Genomic DNA, 16,691 nt, shown 5'->3' on the forward strand with positions numbered 1-16,691 from the left:
ACGGCGCCTGGCGCTAACTCCGACGAAAAATTGCTGCTAGTCCGAGACCACCAGCGTTTCCGCGCCCGCCAGCCGCGCTTTCCCGCTCTCCAGGAGGGGTTCGACGGCGGCGCGCAGGGCGGTCATGGAATCGTCCAGTTCCAGCATGACCGGGTGCTGGTACGCGATCAGGGCCAGGATGTCCCGGACCGCCTCGGCGGCGTCGCCGGCATCCAGCGCGGGCTCGTGCCCGACGAAGACGTCCGTGGGAGCTTCGGCCGAGGCCGCCGCGGGCTCCTGCCCGTCTTCCGGCGTGGCCGGGGCTGCGTAGCTGACGGCGAACGCGCGGATGCGGCCCTTCTTTGCCGGTGCCACACCCGTCCCGAAGGCCGACTCCGGCTGGGCGCGCAGCACGATGGCGCCGTGCGCCCCGGTGAGCTCGTCCAGGAAGAGCCTCTGCACCTGGCCCACGGACAGCACACCGGGTGAGTCCCAGCCGTGGATGGAGGTGTAATACCGGCCCACCACATCGGTCAGTTCCACGGACCCGGTGGCGAGGTCCATGACCACGTCGGAGCCGGCGTTCTCACCGCTGACGGGCCGTCCGCCGTAGTCCTTGTCCGGGAAGACCGGCAGCCGCAGGGCGCCGGGCTCCACCACCACCAGGCGGGACCGCTGGATGGGCGCCAGCCCGAAGGCTTCGGCGAACGCGGCACCAGCTGTGCCCGGCTCCACCTTGGCCCGGAGCTTTGTCACGCCCGACGGCGCGTTCTCCGCTTCACGGCGCAGCATGGTCAGCAGGCTGGCCCCGATTCCCGAGCGGCGGTGGTCCCTGGCCACCTCGATATAGGTCCAGAGGCGTTCCGGGTGCAGGGACGCCTCATAGACGACGCCGGCAGCGACGGGGATGCCGACGCCATCAATAACGTCCTCGGCAACAATGCAGCGGCGCCACGGGGTGCCGTCCCGTCCGTTGGAGGACACGGCGAGGGCGCCGCGGAACTGGCGGGCCTGGGCGGTGTCCGGGTCGCCCCAGATCTCCAGGAGGGCAAGGTCGTCGCCGTCGCGCCATTCGCGGTATTCGATGGCCATGCTCAGGCCCCGATCAGCCGAGCCGCCAGGTAGCCCTCCACCTTGTCCAGGGAGACGCGCTCCTGGCTCATGGTGTCCCGCTCGCGGATGGTCACGGCCTGGTCCTCGAGGGTGTCGAAGTCGACCGTAATGCAGAACGGGGTGCCGATCTCGTCCTGGCGGCGGTAGCGGCGGCCGATCGCGCCGGCGTCGTCGAAGTCGATGTTCCAGTTCTTCCGCAGCTGGGCGCCCAGGGCCTTGGCCTTCGGGGACAGGTCCTCGTTGCGGCTCAACGGGAGCACGGCTGCCTTGACCGGCGCCAGGCGCGGGTCAAGCTTCAGGACGGTGCGCACGTCCACGCCACCCTTGGCGTTGGGGGCCTCGTCCTCGGTGTAGGCGTCCACCAGGAATGCCATGAAGGAACGGGTCAGCCCTGCCGCGGGTTCGATGACGTACGGGGTGTAGCGCTCGTTGGTGGCCTGGTTGAAGTAGCTCAGGTCCGTACCGGAGGCCTTGGCGTGGGTGGAGAGGTCGAAGTCGGTGCGGTTGGCGATGCCTTCCAGCTCGCCCCACTCGGAGCCCTGGAAGCCGAAGCGGTACTCGATGTCCGTGGTGCCCTTGGAGTAGTGGCTGAGCTTTTCCTTGGGGTGCTCGTAGAAGCGCAGGTTCTCCTCGCGGATGCCCAGGCCGGTGTACCAGGCCATGCGCTCGTTCATCCAGTACTTGTGCCACTCTTCGTCCGTGCCGGGCTCGACGAAGAACTCCATTTCCATCTGCTCGAATTCGCGGGTGCGGAAGATGAAGTTGCCGGGGGTGATCTCGTTGCGGAAGGACTTGCCGATCTGGCCGATGCCGAACGGCGGCTTCTTCCGGGATGTGGTGAGCACGTTGTTGAAGTTCACGAAGATGCCCTGCGCCGTTTCGGGGCGCAGGTAGTGCAGGCCTTCCTCGCTGGCCACCGGGCCAAGGTAGGTCTTGAGCAGGCCGGAGAACTCCTGCGGCTCGGTCCACTGGCCGCGGGTGCCGCAGTTGGCGCAAGCGATGTCCTTCAGGCCGTTCTCTGCGGGGCGGCCTTTCTTTTCCTCGTATTCTTCCTCGAGGTGGTCGGCCCGGTAGCGCTTGTGGCAGGACAGGCACTCCACCAGGGGGTCGGAGAAGACTTCCACGTGGCCGGAGGCTTCCCATACCTGGCGGGGCAGGATCACCGAGGAGTCCAGGCCCACCACGTCCTCGCGGCCGCGGACCATGGACTGCCACCACTGGCGCTTGATGTTTTCCTTCAGCTCCGCGCCCAGGGGGCCGTAGTCCCAGGCAGAGCGCGAGCCTCCGTAGATCTCACCGGCCTGGAACACGAAGCCCCTCCGCTTGGAGAGGGAAATGACCTGGTCGAGGACGGATTTTGCTGCCATGGGGTAACTCCAATTTCTACAGGGCCGCTGGGTGCGGTCCGCGGGTTGTCAGGCCCCCGGCTGCTGTGTGCTGGGCACAACGGGCAGCGGCCCGGGGCGGATGAAGGAAGAACGGGGAAAGCTCGTGTCCTAGCGTACCGGCCGCTGCCTGCGCAGCGCGCCCCTTGGCCAGGGCAGGGTTGCCAGGATGATGGCGGCCAGCGTGAGCAGGGTGCCCAGCACGGTGGCCGGGGCCACGATGGTTCCCGGGGCGGGAAGCACCAGGTCCAGGGCCAGCGAACCGAGCAGCTGCCCCGCGATCATGCCCAGGCCCGTGACCAGCACCCCCAGGCTGCGGACCAGGAGTGCGCCCAGGCCAATGAACACGCAGCCCATGGGCCCGCCCAGGTAATACCACCACTCGCCCGGCAGCGGATTGGCGGGACCAGCCACCGCCAGCTTCACGGCGAGCGCTGTCCACAGCACCAGGCAGCCCGCCACGAAGTTGACCAGCGTGGCGGCGATCGGGGTGCCGTAATGGACGGTGGCGGTACCGTTCATGGCCTGCTGGAAACTCATGAGGAACCCCGCCGCCACCGGCAGGAGGACCGGAATGAGCAAGGCTGAAGGCCCTCCGCCGCCGCCTGCGCCCGCTCCGCTGAACCGCGGTGACACTGCCCAGGCGACGGCGGCGATGGTCAGGATGCAGCCGATGATGCGGATGCCGGTGACGGATTTCTTCCCGGCCGGCCCGATCCCGAGCCGGTCCACCAGGAGGCCGCTTACGGTCTGGCCGGTGACGGTGGCGACGGTAAAGAGGGCCACGCCGAGGATGCCCACCGTAAAGGACTGGGCGAAAACGAACAGCGCACCGATCGCCCCGGCCACCACGTAGATGCGGGGAAACGCGCGGTTCCGGACCGCCGGGAGGATGGCCGCCAGGCCGGCGCGGCCCCGTGGGAGCACCAGCGAAATCAGGATCATGACCAGCAGGCCTGTGCTGAAACTCACGGCCGCGGCGGCGATTCCGTCGTTGAGGCGGGCTCCCAGCGCCCCGTTGATCCGGCCCTGGACGGGAATGGCGAGGCCGGAGCCCACCGCCAGGGGGAGGCCTGCGAGGACCGGCAGGCGGGAAGGGGAGGTCATTGAATCCACCTTAGTTCAGGCATCATTGCTGTATGAGCAACCCGATTGACGACGTTCCCATCCGCGACAGCATGATCCGGCTGGGCCAGCTGCTGAAGCTTTCCAATCTCGTGGAGGACGGTGTGGAGGCGGCGGAGCTCATCAAGAACGGGCTGGTCAAGGTCAACGGGGAGATCGAGGACCGCCGGGGCCGGCAGCTGCACAACGGCGATACTGTCAGCGTCAACGGCCAGACAGTCCGCGTGGTGGCACCAAAGGCGGACTAGCCACCGGGCCGGCCACCCGCCGTCGTACTCCTACTTGTTGAGGACCTCGTGGGTGAGGAACTCCCCCACGTGGCCGATCTCCTGCTGGTTGATGCCGTGCCACATGCCCGTGTAGAGCACCTTGGTGAGCTTGACGTGCTTCCGCACCCAGCCCATGGTGAACTCGATCTTGTCCTGGGTGATCACGGGGTCCTGCTGGTCCCGGCCCCAGAACATGGGAACGGTGCCGTCCAGCTGGTCGTCCTTGAAGGTGGGGTCGCCGTCGGCGTCCACCACGAAGCCTGACAGTCCGACGACGGCGGCGAAGTCCGTGGGCCGCTGCCGCAGCAGCGTGGTGGCCATCGCCATTCCCATGGAGAAGCCCAGCAGCGTCACCGAGGGGTGGCCCACCCGGATCGTGTCGATCCACTCCAGGACGTAGGCCGAGGCCTTCTTGACCCGTTCCAGCGAGTATTCGATCGAGGCTGTCAGGGGGAACCAGGTGAAGCCGGGACCCATGGCGATGGGAGCCCGCACGGAGGCGACGGCGAAGTCCCCGGGCAGCATATCGGCCAGGCTGAACAGGTCCTGCTCATTGGCGCCGTAGCCGTGCAGCAGCACCAGCAGCGGTTTGCCGGTGCGCTGGTCCTCCGGGTGGGACCACAGGACAACAGGGGCAGGAAATACTTCGGCGTCAGTCATGGTTTCCATTCTTACAGTTACCCGAAAGTAACAACCTACGTTGGCGTAGGCAGAGAGGCGGAAGGCAGGATAGGACCGTGACTGACGCACGTGCCATCGAGACAACCTCCGGACGCTCCGGAACCCACCCGTGGACCCGGTATGTGGCGCTGGGCGATTCCTTCACGGAGGGCATCGGGGACCCCGAACCGTCGAGCCCCGGGGGCCACCGCGGCTGGGCCGACAGGGTGGCCGAAGAGCTGGGCCGCACCCAGCCGGACTTCGCCTATGCCAACCTCGCCGTGCGCGGCCGGCTGCTGCAGCAGATCGTGGACCAGCAGCTGGCTCCGGCCCTGGAACTGAAGCCGGACCTGGTCACGCTGTCCGCCGGGGGCAACGACCTCATCCGCCCCGGCGGCGACCCCGATGTCCTGGCAGAGAAGCTGGATTCGGTGGTCCAGATCCTGTCCATGGGCGGCGCCACTGTGGTCCTGTTCAACGGCCCGGACACCGGTTCATCCGTGCTCAGCAGGATCCGCAGCAAGGTGGCCATCTACAACGAGAACCTGCGCACAGTGGCTGCCCGGCACGATGCCGTGATCGCGGACATGTGGTCCCTGCGGCAGTTGAGCGACCCCCAAATGTGGGACCAGGACCGGCTGCACTTCTCGCCGCTGGGCCACCACACGATTGCGGCCATGGTGCTGGACGCGCTGAATGTGGAGCATTCGCTGGAACCGCTGCAGCCCAAGCCGCTGCCGCCCCGCACGTGGCGCGAGGCAAGGAGCGGGGACCTGGTGTGGGCCCGCGAGTACTTTGTGCCGTGGGTGCTGCGCCGGCTGCGCCACCAGTCCTCCGGCGACGGCATCACGGCAAAACGGCCGACGCCGGGTCCCGTCTTTGGTCCCGGTGTTCCGTTGGGATCCGGCGAGGGGCCGTTGGGAACGTCGGAGCCCAGCCACCGGTAGGGCTGCCCGGGTTTAGTCTGGAAGGACAACACACGAGAGGCGCGGCACCGTGAGCAGCTTGTTTTTCTGGATTATCATCCTGTCCTTCGTGGTCCCCATGGCCATGCGTGCATACCGCCGCTCCATGGCCCGGCGGGACCGGAACCAGGGCCTTCCCGGCCAGTTCCCGCGGCCGGGAGAGTTCCCCGGGCCGAACCAGTACCCGGGCTCTGGCCAGTACCCGGGCTTTGGGCAGTTCCCCGGCTCGGCGGGGCCGCAGAGCAACCAGCCCCGCGACGGCTACACCCAGCAGGATTACTTCTCCGGCGGCTTCCGCCGCGCCGGGCAGCAGCCTTTTGGCGGGCAGGAGCCTCTTGGCGGACAACAGTACGGGCAGCCGCCCATGCCGGATCCCCGGTTCGGCGCTCCACAGGAACCGCCGTTCCAGCAGCAGGCACCCGGTCAGTCTTCCGGGCCTGCCACTCCCCCGCCGCCGGCTGCGCCGCAGGGGTACCGTGCACGCAAGCTGGCGGAGCTGGACCAGCAGTACACCAACGGTGAACTGTCCATGGAGGAATACATGAAGCGCCGCGGCGACATCATGAACGGCTAGCTGGTTTGCTGGGCAGGCAGGCCGGGGACAATCCCCGGCCTGCAGTACTTAATCCACCTGTGCTTAATCCACTTGCGGGAAGCCCAGGTCAATGACCGAGGTGCTCGGGTCCGGCCAGCGGGTGGTCACCACCTTGCCGCGGGTGTAGAAGCGGATGCTGTCCGGGCCGTACATGTGCGTGTCCCCGAACAGCGAGTTCTTCCAGCCGCCGAACGAAAAGGTGCCCACCGGGACCGGAATGGGCACGTTGACGCCCACCATTCCTGCCTCCACGTCGAACTCGAACTGCCGCGCCGCCCCGCCGTCGCGGGTGAAGATGGCCGTACCGTTGCCGTATTCGTTGTCGTTGACCAGCTGTACGGCGTCGCTGTAGGTATCGACCCGGACCACGGACAGGACGGGGCCGAAGATCTCGTCGTCGTACACCTTCATGCCCGGCTTGACATGGTCCACCAGGCTGACGCCCAGGAAGAACCCCTTCGAGTCGAACTGCTGCGAGCGCCCGTCCACCACCACCGTGGCCCCCTCGGCTTCTGCTCCGGCGACGTAGGACGCCACGCGGTCCCGGTGCTCGGCGGTGATCAGCGGCCCCATCTGGGAAGCGGGGTCGGTTCCGGGACCGATCGTGAGGTCGGCCATGCGGGTGGAAATCGCCTTCACCAGGTCGTCGGCGATGGTGCCCACGGCCACCAGGACGCTGACGGCCATGCAGCGTTCGCCCGCCGAACCGTAGGCCGCGGAGACCGCGGCGTCGGCAGCCATGTCCAGGTCGGCGTCGGGAAGCACCACCATGTGGTTCTTGGCCCCGCCCAGGGCCTGCACCCGCTTGCCGTGCTCCGCCGCCCGACGGTAGATCGTCTTGGCAATGGGCGTCGAGCCGACGAAGCTCACCGCTTTCACGTCAGGGTGCTCCAGCAGGACGTCCACCGCTTCCTTGTCCCCCTGGACCACGTTCAGCACACCGGGCGGCAGGCCCGCTTCGGCGAACGCTTCGGCGATGAACACCGCGGCTGACGGGTCCTTCTCGCTGGGCTTCAGGAGCACGGTGTTGCCGCACGCCAGGGCGCTGCCGATCATCCACAGCGGCACCATGGCCGGAAAGTTGAACGGGGTGATGCAGGCAACCACGCCCACCGGCTGGCGGACCGAGTGCACGTCGATGCCGCCGGCCACCTGCTCCGAGCGCTCGCCCTTGAGCATGTGGGACAGGCCGGTGGCGAAGTCGATGTTCTCCAGGCCGCGGGCAATTTCGCCTTCTGCATCGGAGAGGACCTTGCCGTGTTCGCTGGTGAGGATCGCGGCGAGCTCCGGCTTGCGCTGGGTCAGGATCTCGCGGACCCGGAAGAAGATGGTGGTCCGTTTCGCCAGGCTGGTGGCCCGCCAGGCCGGCAGCGCGGCGCGCGCTGCCGCGATGGCTTCCTCCGTCCGCGCCGCCGAGGCCAGTGCCACCTGTTTTTCCTGTTCACCGGTGGCGGGGTTGAAGACGGGGCCGAAGCGGTCGGCGTCGCCGACGCGGGTGCCATTGATGTAGTGCGGGATGGTTTCCAAGGGAGTCTCTTTTCGTGGGGTGGCTTGCGCGGGCTGCTGGGCGGACGCCGTATGCCTACTGTGCTGACGGGGTCTGCGTGGCGGGCTCCAGCGAGCAGTCCACGAGTTTGATGATCATGGAGCAGTCCTTGCCCGCGTCGCCGGCGTCGATGAGCCGCTGGAAGAGCTGCTGGACGTGCCGGCCGATCTCCAGGGGCGTGCCGGTGTCTTCGGCGGCGCTGATGGCAAGCCCGATGTCCTTGTTCGCCAGCTCCGTGGTGAAGGTGGGCGCGAAGTCGTTGTTGGAGGCGGCGGTGGGAACCACCCCGGGCACCGGGTACCAGGTCCGCAGGGCCCACGAGTCGCCGGAGGAGACCGAGGCGATATTCCAGAAGACCTGCTTGTCCAGGCCCAGCCGGTCCGCCAGCACCGCGCCCTCGGCGGTGGAGGCAAGGTTGATAAAGAGCATCAGGTTGTTGCAGATCTTTGCCGCCTGCCCGGTGGTGGGGCCACCGGTGGGGATGATGTTCGCTGCCATGGGACCGATGTACCCGGCCGCTTCCTCCACGGCACCCTTTTCACCGCCCACCATGAAAGTCAGGGTTCCGGCCTCCGCGCCGCTCATTCCGCCCGAGACCGGGGCGTCCACGAAGCGGAAGCCGGCGGCAGCAGCGGCGTCGTGCAGTTCCTGGGCGGAGGCGACGTCGATGGTGGACGAGTCGACGAGCAGGGTGCGGGTGTCCGCGTGCTTCAGCACACCGTCCTCCCCGAGGTAAACGGCGCGGGCGTGTTCGCCCTTCGGGAGCATGGTGAACACAACATCGGCACCCTGGACGGCATCGGCGATGCCGGCCGCACGGGTAACCCCGCGTGCATCCGCGGCTGCCAGCGCGGCGGGATTGAGGTCGAAGCCGCGCACCTCATGGCCGGCGTCCACCAGGTTCGCGGACATGTGGCCCCCCATGTTGCCCAGGCCGATCCAACCAATAACTGCCATGTGTAAGCTCCTTTGCTTCCCTTCCGGCGCGTCGGCCGGAGTGTCTGTGTCCACCATCACACCACTGCTAAGGTGCAATCAAGGGGAAAAATCACAGACGCTCTGTGCATTGATGCACATTACTCAATGGAAGGCCCAGCGTGGACTCGAGACGCCTGCCAAGCCCGGACGACCTGCTCATCCTGTTGACCGTCGCCCGCCTCGGCCGCTTCAACGCAGTGGCGGAAACCCTGGGAACCACCCACACCACCATTTCCCGCCGCATCCTTGCGCTGGACAGGCAACTGGGTGGCCGCACCCTGGAGCGCAGCCCGCACGGCTGGGAGCTGACCCAGCTTGGTGCGGCGGCGGTGGAGGCGGCGGAGTCCATTGAGGCCACGCTGGGCTCGCTGTCCGGCCTGATCAGCCAGGACCAGGGCGCGCTCTCCGGCCTGGTCCGCGTGGCCACCACTGACGGCGTGGGGGCCGTCTTCGTCACCCCGTCACTGGTGCGCCTCCAGCAGCAGCACCCGCTGCTGAACATCGAGATGCTAAGTGCAACCCGGAAAGTCAGCCAGAACCGGTCCGGCGTGGACCTGGAGGTCGTCGTCGGCAGGGCGGACGTGACCACAGAGCAGACCATTTTCCTCAGCAACTACTACCTGCGCCTCTACGCCAGCCCCGGTTACGCCGCCAGCCACGGCCTGCCCGAAACGCTCGACGACGTGGGGCAGCATGCATTTGTGTCGTACGTTGAGTCGGCGCTGCAGGTGGAGGAGCTTGGGCCGCGCTGGTCAGCGCAGCTTCCGGCGCCCCGGACAAGCTTCCAGGCCACGAGCGTGTTCGCCCAGGTGGAAGCCGTGCGGCAGGGCGCCGGCATTGGGCTGCTGCCGAACTTCCTGGCGGCAGACGCGGACGTCGTCCCGGTCCTGCCGGCCGTCTTTGAACGCCAGCTCCCCATCTGGGCTGTCGCCCGGCCGGAGTCGCTGCGGTCGGCACGGGTGCAGGCGGTGATCTCTGCCCTGAAGGACGAAGTCAGGGACCGCTCCGCACTGCTGTCCGGCTGAGCCCGGCCGGGACGCCGGCGTGGGTGCCTCAGGCCCGGAAGAGCCGCCGGACCACGTGACCCGAGGCCAGGGCGTCCAGCCCTTCATTGATCTCGCTGAGCGGCCGCGTGTCGGAGTGCAGCAGCTCAACCGGCAGCTTTCCCTCCCGCCAGTAGCCGAGGTACGCGGGGATATCGCGCGCCGGCACGGCGTCACCCATGTAGGAGCCGAGCAGCCGTTTGCCTGCACCGGCGAACTGCAGCGCCGGCACGGTCAGCTGGGCGGACGGATGCGGCAGGCCCACGGAGACCACCGCGCCGCCCCTGGTGACCAGCTCCAGGCAGGACGCGATGACACCGGCCGAGCCCACCGCTTCGATGGCAACGTCGACGCCGTCGCCGGCTGCTTCGTCAATCAGCCGCCCCGCGTCCTCCGGCGTCCCCACCGCGGTGGCCCCGGCGTCGCGGGCCAGCTGATGCTTCCCCTGGTTGGGATCGATGGCGATCACGCTGGCGGCCCCGGCCAGGCGGGCCGCCATCACGGCGGACAGGCCCACCGCTCCCAGGCCGAACACTGCCACGGACTGGCCGGGGCCGACTCCGGCGGTGTTGAACACCGCTCCCATTCCGGTGAGCACGGCGCAACCAAACATCGCCGCCACAGTGTCCGGAACGTCGTCGTCAATCACCACCACTGATTCGCGCGCAACCACCGCGTAATCAGCGAACGCGGAAACGCCCAGGTGGTGATTGATCCGCTCCCCCGCCGGCGTCCGCAACAGTGCCGGGCCATGGAGCAGGTCTCCGGATCCATTCACCTCAGCTGCCCGGTGGCACAGGGCGGGCCTGCCGGACAGGCAGGCCCGGCACTGGCCGCAGCTGGGGACGAAGACCAGCACCACATGGTCGCCCACGGACACGTCGGAGACGCCGTCGCCCACGGACACCACCCGGCCCACCGCTTCATGGCCCAAAGCCATGGGAAGCGGCCGGACGCGTGAACCGTCCACCACGGAAAGGTCCGAATGGCACAGGCTCGAGTAGGTGACGGAAACTCCCAGCTCACCGGCCCGCGGCTCCGGCTGCTCCAGCTCCTGCACCACCAGCGGCCGGGACTCGGCGTAGCTCTGTTTTCCCTCGGCCCCGGGCGGGGCGGGAACGGTGGAGTAGAGGACGGCGGCCTTCATGGGCCTACTTCTTGCTGGCAGCGAGCAGGTCTGCCGTGCCCTTGGCGTCGGCGGCATCAACGTCGTGCAGCGAGATGCCCCGGGTTTCCTTCAGGAAGAAGACCGCGACGGCGGTGATGGCGCAGGCGATGAGGAGGTAGACCGCCACGGGGACGGAGGACTTGTAGGTGCCCAGGAGCGAGGCGGCGATGATCGGGGCGAGGGAACCGGCCACGATCGACGTGACCTGGTAACCCAGGGAGACGCCGGAGTAGCGCATCCTGGTGGGGAACATTTCGGCCATGATGGCGGGCTGCCCGGCGTACATGAAGGCGTGGAACACCAGGCCGATCATGATGGCGGCCAGGATGATGGCGTCGTTCTTCGTGTCCATCATGGGGAAGGCGAAGAAGCCCCACGTTGCACCCATAATGGCGCCGGCCATGTAGACGGGCTTGCGGCCGAAGCGGTCCGACAGCTTGCCAACCATGGGCACGACGGCGAAGTGGACGGCGTGGGCAAGGAGCAGCAGCAGCAGGATGCGCGTGGTATCGGCCTGCACCACGGTCTTCAGGTAGGTGATGGAGAACGTCACCACGAGGTAGTAGAGGATGTTCTCCGCGAAACGCAGGCCCATGGCGGTGAACACGCCGCGCGGGTAGCGCCGGAACACCTCGGCCACGCCGTAGCCCTTGTGGCCGGCGTCCACCTCCTTGCGGGCTTCCAGGAAGATGGGGGCATCGTTGACCTTGGTGCGGATGTAGTAGCCGATCAGGACGATCACGGCGGACAGCCAGAACGCCACGCGCCAGCCCCAGCCCAGGAAGGCGTCCTGGGTCAGGGTGGAAGACAGGATGAACAGCACGGCCGTGGCCAGCAGGTTGCCCAGCGGCACCGCGGACTGCGGCCAGCTGGCCCAGAAGCCGCGGGACTTGCTGGGGCTGTGTTCGGCGACGAGGAGGACGGCGCCGCCCCATTCCCCGCCGACGGCGAAGCCCTGGGCGAAGCGGAGGAAGACCAGCAGCGCCGGAGCCCAGTACCCGATCTGCTGGAACGTGGGCAGGCAGCCCATGAGGAACGTGGACACGCCCACCAGGATGATGCTCAGCTGCAGCAGCTTCTTGCGGCCGAACTTGTCACCGAAGTGGCCAAAGACGATGCCGCCGATGGGCCGGGCCACGAAGCCGACGGCGTAGGTGAGGAAGGCGGCGATGATGCCGTCCAGTTCGGTGCCGGCATTGGGGAAGAAGGCCTTTCCAAAGACCAGCGTGGCAGCTGACGCATAGAGGAAGAACTCGTACCACTCCACGACCGTGCCGGCCATGGACGCGGTGACCACTTTCTTGAGGCCGGAGGCCTTGATGTCAGTTTCCTCTGTGCGCCTTGCGGCGGAGTTTTCCGTACTCATGTGAACTCCTTCGGCGTCGTCGTCGACACCACGGGGACCAAATCGGTGGCAGCCGGGTGTGATGCACACCACGAAAGCCGGATTCGATGAGTATGGTCTGCACTGAGTGCAACCTCAACGCCGAATAGTGCAGAGGGCATCTGCAGGAATGCACATCCGCCCTGACCCGGGACCCGCAGGAGTGGGGATGCGCCTTGCCTTCTAGACCAGGAAGCTGCTCCGCAACTGGTGCCCCAGCTGGCCGATTTCGGTGAGGAAACCGTCATGTCCGATAGGCGCCTGGATAACGTGGACGTCCACGTCCCCGGGCAACGCCTGGGCGAGTTCCCGGGATTGCGACGGGAAATACAGCCGGTCGGAGTCAACGGCTGCCACGAAGAACCGCGCAGTGGACCTGGCGAGGGTCTCTGCCAGTGTTCCCCTGCCGCGGCAAACGTCGTGGCTCATCAGCGCCTCAGTCAGGGCGATGTAGCTGTTGGCGTCGAAGCGCTTCACGAGCTTGTTGCCCTGGTGGTCCAGGTAGCTTTCAACCTGGTAGCGGCCGCGGGCCGCGAGCACGTCCCCCTGGAGGGGCGACTCCGGCGCCTGGGGCGCCCGGCCGAAGCGGCCCTCAAGTTCCGCCGCCGAGCGGTAGGTGATGTGGGCGATGCGCCGGGCGAGCGCCAGCCCGTCCTCCGGGCAGGGGCCGCCGTAGTAATCGCCGCCGTTGAAGTGCGGATCCTGCCTGATGGCCAGGGTCTGGGCCTGTGCAAAGGCGATCTGTTCCGCTGTGCTGGCGGCGCCGACGGAAATGACGGCGCAGCGCTGCACCCTCTCCGGGTAGGTGACGGCCCATTCCAGCGCGCGGGCGCCGCCCATGGATCCGCCCAGGACCGCGAACCAGCTCTTGACGCCCAGCTGGTCCGCCAGCCTGGCTTCCGCGACGGTGCTGTCGCGGAGTGTGACGAGGGGAAAACGGGAACCCCACGGGGCTCCATCCGGGGCCGGCGAGGACGGCCCTGTGGACCCGTAGCAGCCGCCTACGATGTTGACCGATACGACGAAGAACCGGTCGGTGTCCACGGGGGCACCCGGCCCGGCAAGCTGTTCCCACCAGCCCTCTTCGTCGGTGTCGCCGCGGGTCACGTGCGTGCTGCCGGTCAGGGCGTGCTCGATCAGGATGGCGTTGCTGCCGTCGGCGTTCAGCGTGCCCCAGGTTTCGTAGGCCAGCGTAACGTCGGGAAGGTATCCCCCGGCTTCAAGCTCCAGTCCGCCAATGGAGGCGTAACGGACAATTCCGTGCTCAGGGGCGGTGGTACGGGTGACGGTAACCGTCATGGCAAGACCTCTTCTACGCGCTTGCCTGCCGTCGTCTGACCGGCAGGCCAGGTCCTCACCCGGGGCACCCCACCGCGGAAGGAGGGTTGCCGGCCAGCAAGCCGGGGCTGTCACTGGCACTCATGACCTGGTACGAGTGTACGAAACACCCCCCGCACCAGGCCAAGAGTATGACCGGTTGTGACTTCCCCGCTTGCCGCCGCCGGAGCGTTCGGGCGGCGGTTGCATGCGCTCCCGACGCCCTGGGCTCCGTGCCCCGTGCGGCCGGCTGCCTGCTGCCTGCGGCCGGCTGCCTGCTAAGCGTCCTTGGCGGCGCGGAACCCCGCTTCCAGGTCCGCCAGGATGTCATCGATGTGTTCCAGTCCGACGGACAGCCGCACCAGCCCCGGGTTCACCCCGGCCACCGCCTGCTGTTCCGGGGAAAGCTGGCTGTGGGTGGTCGACGCCGGGTGGATGACCAGGGAGCGGACGTCGCCGATGTTGGCCACATGGGAGTGCAGCTCAAGGGCGTCGACGAAGCGCTTGCCCGCCTCCGCGCCGCCGGCCAGGTTGAAGGCGACGACGGCGCCCGTCCCCTTGGGCCCGTACTTGCGGCCACGCTCATACCAGGGGCTGGACGGCAGCCCCGCGTAGGCGACCGATTCGACGTCGTCCCTGGCCTCCAGCCAGCGCGCCACTTCCGTGGCGTTGGCGACATGCCGTTCCACCCGCAGGCTCAACGTCTCAAGTCCTTGGGAAATGAGGAATGCGTTGAACGGCGATACCGCCGAGCCCAGGTCCCGCAGCAGCTGGACGCGGGCCTTGAGGATGTAGGACAGGTTGGCGCCCAGGGCGCCGCCTGCTCCGAGGTCGCGGCCGTAGACAAGACCGTTGTAGGTGGGGTCCGGGGTGTTGAAGCCGGGGAACAGTTCGGGGTCCTCGCTGAAATCGAATTTTCCGGAATCGACGATGACGCCGGCGATGGCCGAGCCGTGTCCACCCAAGTACTTGGTGGCCGAGTGGATCACGATATCCGCCCCCCACTCCAGCGGGCGGATCAGGTACGGGGTGGAGAGGGTGTTGTCCACGATCAAGGGGACGCCTGCCTCGTGGGCGACCCTGGAAATGCCCTCGATGTCCAGGACGTCCTGGCGCGGGTTGGACACCACTTCGCCGAAGAAGAGCTTGGTATTCGGCTGGACGGCGTCGCGCCACTGGTCCAGGTTGTCCGGATCGGCTACGAACGTGACGGAGATGCCGAACTTCTTCAGCGTGTGGGCAAAGAGGTTGTAGGTTCCGCCGTAGAGGCTTGGGCTGGCCACGATGTGGTCGCCGGCCTCGGCGATGTTCAGCACGGCGAACGTTTCGGCAGCCTGCCCGGAGCTGAGCAGCAGCGCAGCCAGGCCGCCCTCCAGGCTGGCGATGCGCTGCTCCACGGCGTCCTGGGTGGGATTGCCGATCCGTGTGTAAATGGGGGCGAGCTCAGCCAGGGCGAAACGGTTGGCGGCGCTTTCGGCCGAGGGGAACACGAAGGACGTGGTTTGGTAGATCGGCAGGGCACGGGCTCCCGTGGCGCTGTCAACCTCCTGCCCTGCATGGATCTGGCGGGTTTCGAAGGACCATCCGTTGGACACTGCAAATCTCCTTTGACATGGGCCCGGCATGCTTCGGAGCAGTACGGGCCGCGCTTGCTTCCGGCTGATGCCGGACAGCCAGGTCTTCACCCGGGGCACCCCACCGCGGATGGAGGGTTGCCGGCCAGCGAGCCGGGGCTTGGCGCTGGCGCTCATGACCTGGGCCCAGTCTAGGAACTGGATGCTTGCCCCGGACAGCATTGTGACGAACAAGGTCTTCCGGCCACCGTTTCCGCCGAATATCGGGGGCGCCGGGCGCCGGTAATGCTAGTAAGGCTACCCTTAGCTGAGAGCCCGATCACAAAGTGCCAAGATGTTCGCATGCGCATGGATCACGTCTCTTACGCCTGTGAACACGATGGCCTCGCGGCCACTACCGAACGTATTGCAACTGCCCTCGGCGTTGAGGCAGTGAAGGGCGGGGTGCACCCCCGGTTCGGAACCCGGAATATGATCATCCCGCTCGCCGGGCACAAGTACCTTGAAGTTGTGGAGGTGCTGGACCACCCGGCATCGGACAAGGCACCGTTCGGACAGGCCGTTCGTGCCCGTTCCGCAGCCGGTGGCGGCTGGATGGGCTGGTGCGTCGAGGTGGACGACCTCGCCCCCTTCGAGGAACGCCTTGGCCGCGCTGCCGTGAACGGCAACCGCAAGTTCCCGGACGGCCGCGAACTGGTCTGGAAGCAAATCGGAATCCTGGGGCTCATCGCGGATCCCCAGGTCCCGTACATGCTCAAGTGGGAAGGCGATCCGTCGCTGCACCCGTCCAACGCCTACCCCAGCAACCTCAAGATGAGCTGCCTGACCATTGCCGGTTCCGCTTCGCGCGTGACCGAGTGGCTGGGTGAGCCCGTGGAGAAGCCGCTCGAGGACGTTGCCGTGGAGTGGGTCGCCCCGCACGGCACGCCGGGCATCCTGTCGGTCACCTTTGAAACCGCCAACGGAGCCGTCACCATCTGACGATCCCTGCTTCCCGCAGCCTGCGGGATCTGCGCTCTCCGGCATGCCCGGATACGCTTCGGCCGCCATCGGGTGGTGACAACGGCGTCACCACCCGATGGCGGCCGAATTCATTTAGGCGGGGCCAGCCGTGACGTGTTTCCTGCTTCGATGTATCACTCGTCCCCGGAACGTAGGGCCCGCGCTTTGATAGGACGACGCATCGTGGCGCTGCGCATGTTCCTTCTCGCGCTGGACATTTTTCTGCGCTACGAAGCGTGCTTTTGGCAACGGGTATGTGGGCGGCGGAAAGGAACGTCCGCGTCGAGACCGTACGACGGCGGCGGGCGGCTTTTGTTGTGAGGCGCCTTTCGCAGCGGTCGGGCTTGGGCGCGGCACGTTGGGCCGCCTTCCCGCGGGCGGCAGCAGGCCTGATTGTCGGACCCTCGTTGGATGATGTGGGTATGGGAATCAGCAGCGGTGTTGGGGTTGTGACGGAGGGTATTTCTGCCTCTGTTGCCGCCCTTCACGCGCTGGACCGGGAGGATGCTGCTTTGGCTTCCGGCGCCCATGGAGGCACTGATGTGGATGTGTTGCAGCGGCGGTATGAGCTCCGGCTGGAACGGCTGG

Annotated in this window: 15 protein-coding genes and 2 riboswitches; of the genes, 5 read left to right on the forward strand and 10 right to left on the reverse strand. The window is 67.3% G+C overall.

The features are described 5' to 3' along the window. Positions 1 to 36: 36 nt before the first annotated feature. The 3 genes from PUN71_RS21405 to PUN71_RS21415 all read right to left on the reverse strand — a co-directional run bounded on the left by PUN71_RS21405 (position 37) and on the right by PUN71_RS21415 (position 3,584). Entirely contained in the window at positions 37 to 1,071 is a 1,035-nt protein-coding gene (locus PUN71_RS21405) for a GNAT family N-acetyltransferase (protein WP_277800024.1), read from the reverse strand. Between the two features lie 2 nt (positions 1,072 to 1,073). Then, on the reverse strand, positions 1,074 to 2,459 hold the full coding sequence (locus PUN71_RS21410) for a glycine--tRNA ligase (RefSeq protein ID WP_043452907.1): 1,386 nt from the start codon (positions 2,457 to 2,459) through the stop codon (positions 1,074 to 1,076). A 129-nt stretch (positions 2,460 to 2,588) separates the two neighbouring features. Beyond that, complete coding sequence (locus tag PUN71_RS21415; RefSeq protein ID WP_043452909.1) at positions 2,589 to 3,584, reverse strand: DMT family transporter; 996 nt, start codon at positions 3,582 to 3,584, stop codon at positions 2,589 to 2,591. A 32-nt stretch (positions 3,585 to 3,616) separates the two neighbouring features. Between PUN71_RS21415 and PUN71_RS21420 the strand changes: the two genes are divergently transcribed. Continuing rightward, complete coding sequence (locus PUN71_RS21420) at positions 3,617 to 3,850, forward strand: RNA-binding S4 domain-containing protein (RefSeq protein WP_277800025.1); 234 nt, start codon at positions 3,617 to 3,619, stop codon at positions 3,848 to 3,850. A gap of 30 nt (positions 3,851 to 3,880) precedes the next feature. On the opposite strand, the gene PUN71_RS21425 is transcribed toward PUN71_RS21420, so the two are convergent. Beyond that, the gene (locus PUN71_RS21425; protein ID WP_043452916.1) at positions 3,881 to 4,531 is read right to left on the reverse strand and encodes an alpha/beta hydrolase; all 651 of its coding nucleotides are present in this window, start codon (positions 4,529 to 4,531) and stop codon (positions 3,881 to 3,883) included. A 77-nt stretch (positions 4,532 to 4,608) separates the two neighbouring features. Between PUN71_RS21425 and PUN71_RS21430 the strand changes: the two genes are divergently transcribed. Continuing rightward, positions 4,609 to 5,478, forward strand: coding sequence for an SGNH/GDSL hydrolase family protein (locus PUN71_RS21430; RefSeq protein ID WP_277800026.1), 870 nt, complete (start codon positions 4,609 to 4,611; stop codon positions 5,476 to 5,478). A 49-nt stretch (positions 5,479 to 5,527) separates the two neighbouring features. Then, on the forward strand, positions 5,528 to 6,070 hold the full coding sequence (locus tag PUN71_RS21435; protein ID WP_277800027.1) for a hypothetical protein: 543 nt from the start codon (positions 5,528 to 5,530) through the stop codon (positions 6,068 to 6,070). Between the two features lie 63 nt (positions 6,071 to 6,133). Here PUN71_RS21435 and PUN71_RS21440 read toward each other — a convergent pair whose 3' ends face one another. Continuing rightward, entirely contained in the window at positions 6,134 to 7,618 is a 1,485-nt protein-coding gene (locus tag PUN71_RS21440; protein ID WP_277800028.1) for a CoA-acylating methylmalonate-semialdehyde dehydrogenase, read from the reverse strand. A 55-nt stretch (positions 7,619 to 7,673) separates the two neighbouring features. Next, complete coding sequence (gene mmsB / locus PUN71_RS21445; RefSeq protein ID WP_277800029.1) at positions 7,674 to 8,594, reverse strand: 3-hydroxyisobutyrate dehydrogenase; 921 nt, start codon at positions 8,592 to 8,594, stop codon at positions 7,674 to 7,676. Positions 8,595 to 8,734: 140 nt separating this feature from the next. Between mmsB and PUN71_RS21450 the strand changes: the two genes are divergently transcribed. Beyond that, positions 8,735 to 9,640, forward strand: a complete 906-nt coding sequence (locus PUN71_RS21450; RefSeq protein ID WP_277800030.1) for a LysR family transcriptional regulator — start codon at positions 8,735 to 8,737, stop codon at positions 9,638 to 9,640. 28 nt (positions 9,641 to 9,668) lie between these two features. On the opposite strand, the gene PUN71_RS21455 is transcribed toward PUN71_RS21450, so the two are convergent. From PUN71_RS21455 to PUN71_RS21470, 4 genes are all read right to left on the reverse strand, one after another. Beyond that, positions 9,669 to 10,805 (reverse strand): zinc-binding dehydrogenase, encoded by a 1,137-nt coding sequence (locus tag PUN71_RS21455; protein ID WP_277800031.1) that lies wholly within the window; start codon positions 10,803 to 10,805, stop codon positions 9,669 to 9,671. Between the two features lie 4 nt (positions 10,806 to 10,809). Then, positions 10,810 to 12,192: an MFS transporter gene (locus PUN71_RS21460; protein ID WP_043452932.1), complete on the reverse strand. Its 1,383-nt coding sequence runs from the start codon at positions 12,190 to 12,192 to the stop codon at positions 10,810 to 10,812. Positions 12,193 to 12,393: 201 nt separating this feature from the next. Continuing rightward, positions 12,394 to 13,509: a homoserine O-acetyltransferase MetX gene (gene metX, locus PUN71_RS21465; protein WP_277800032.1), complete on the reverse strand. Its 1,116-nt coding sequence runs from the start codon at positions 13,507 to 13,509 to the stop codon at positions 12,394 to 12,396. 12 nt (positions 13,510 to 13,521) lie between these two features. Then, positions 13,522 to 13,637, reverse strand: a riboswitch (SAM riboswitch). Positions 13,638 to 13,805: 168 nt separating this feature from the next. Beyond that, on the reverse strand, positions 13,806 to 15,122 hold the full coding sequence (locus tag PUN71_RS21470) for a bifunctional o-acetylhomoserine/o-acetylserine sulfhydrylase (protein WP_277800033.1): 1,317 nt from the start codon (positions 15,120 to 15,122) through the stop codon (positions 13,806 to 13,808). 45 nt (positions 15,123 to 15,167) lie between these two features. Beyond that, positions 15,168 to 15,282, reverse strand: a riboswitch (SAM riboswitch). 161 nt (positions 15,283 to 15,443) lie between these two features. On the opposite strand from PUN71_RS21470, the gene PUN71_RS21475 reads away from it, so the two are divergent. Further along, positions 15,444 to 16,082 carry a VOC family protein gene (locus PUN71_RS21475; RefSeq protein ID WP_043452941.1) on the forward strand — a complete coding sequence of 213 codons (639 nt, stop codon included), beginning with the start codon at positions 15,444 to 15,446 and terminating at the stop codon, positions 16,080 to 16,082. The last annotated feature ends 609 nt before the right edge of the window (positions 16,083 to 16,691 follow it).

The organism is Arthrobacter sp. NQ7 (assembly GCF_029581595.2).
Lineage (GTDB): Bacteria > Actinomycetota > Actinomycetes > Actinomycetales > Micrococcaceae > Arthrobacter > Arthrobacter phenanthrenivorans_B.

Bases quoted from the DNA above. Each gene is read 5' to 3' on its own strand.
- PUN71_RS21415 (WP_043452909.1), bottom strand. From the start codon at position 3,584: ATGACCTCCCCTTCCCGCCTGCCGGTCCTCGCAGGCCTCCCCCTGGCG.
- PUN71_RS21475 (WP_043452941.1), top strand. From the start codon at position 15,444: ATGCGCATGGATCACGTCTCTTACGCCTGTGAACACGATGGCCTCGCG.
- PUN71_RS21410 (WP_043452907.1), bottom strand. From the start codon at position 2,459: ATGGCAGCAAAATCCGTCCTCGACCAGGTCATTTCCCTCTCCAAGCGG.
- PUN71_RS21455 (WP_277800031.1), bottom strand. From the start codon at position 10,805: ATGAAGGCCGCCGTCCTCTACTCCACCGTTCCCGCCCCGCCCGGGGCC.
- metX (WP_277800032.1), bottom strand. From the start codon at position 13,509: ATGACGGTTACCGTCACCCGTACCACCGCCCCTGAGCACGGAATTGTC.
- PUN71_RS21425 (WP_043452916.1), bottom strand. From the start codon at position 4,531: ATGACTGACGCCGAAGTATTTCCTGCCCCTGTTGTCCTGTGGTCCCAC.
- PUN71_RS21405 (WP_277800024.1), bottom strand. From the start codon at position 1,071: ATGGCCATCGAATACCGCGAATGGCGCGACGGCGACGACCTTGCCCTC.
- PUN71_RS21460 (WP_043452932.1), bottom strand. From the start codon at position 12,192: ATGAGTACGGAAAACTCCGCCGCAAGGCGCACAGAGGAAACTGACATC.
- mmsB (WP_277800029.1), bottom strand. From the start codon at position 8,594: ATGGCAGTTATTGGTTGGATCGGCCTGGGCAACATGGGGGGCCACATG.
- PUN71_RS21420 (WP_277800025.1), top strand. From the start codon at position 3,617: ATGAGCAACCCGATTGACGACGTTCCCATCCGCGACAGCATGATCCGG.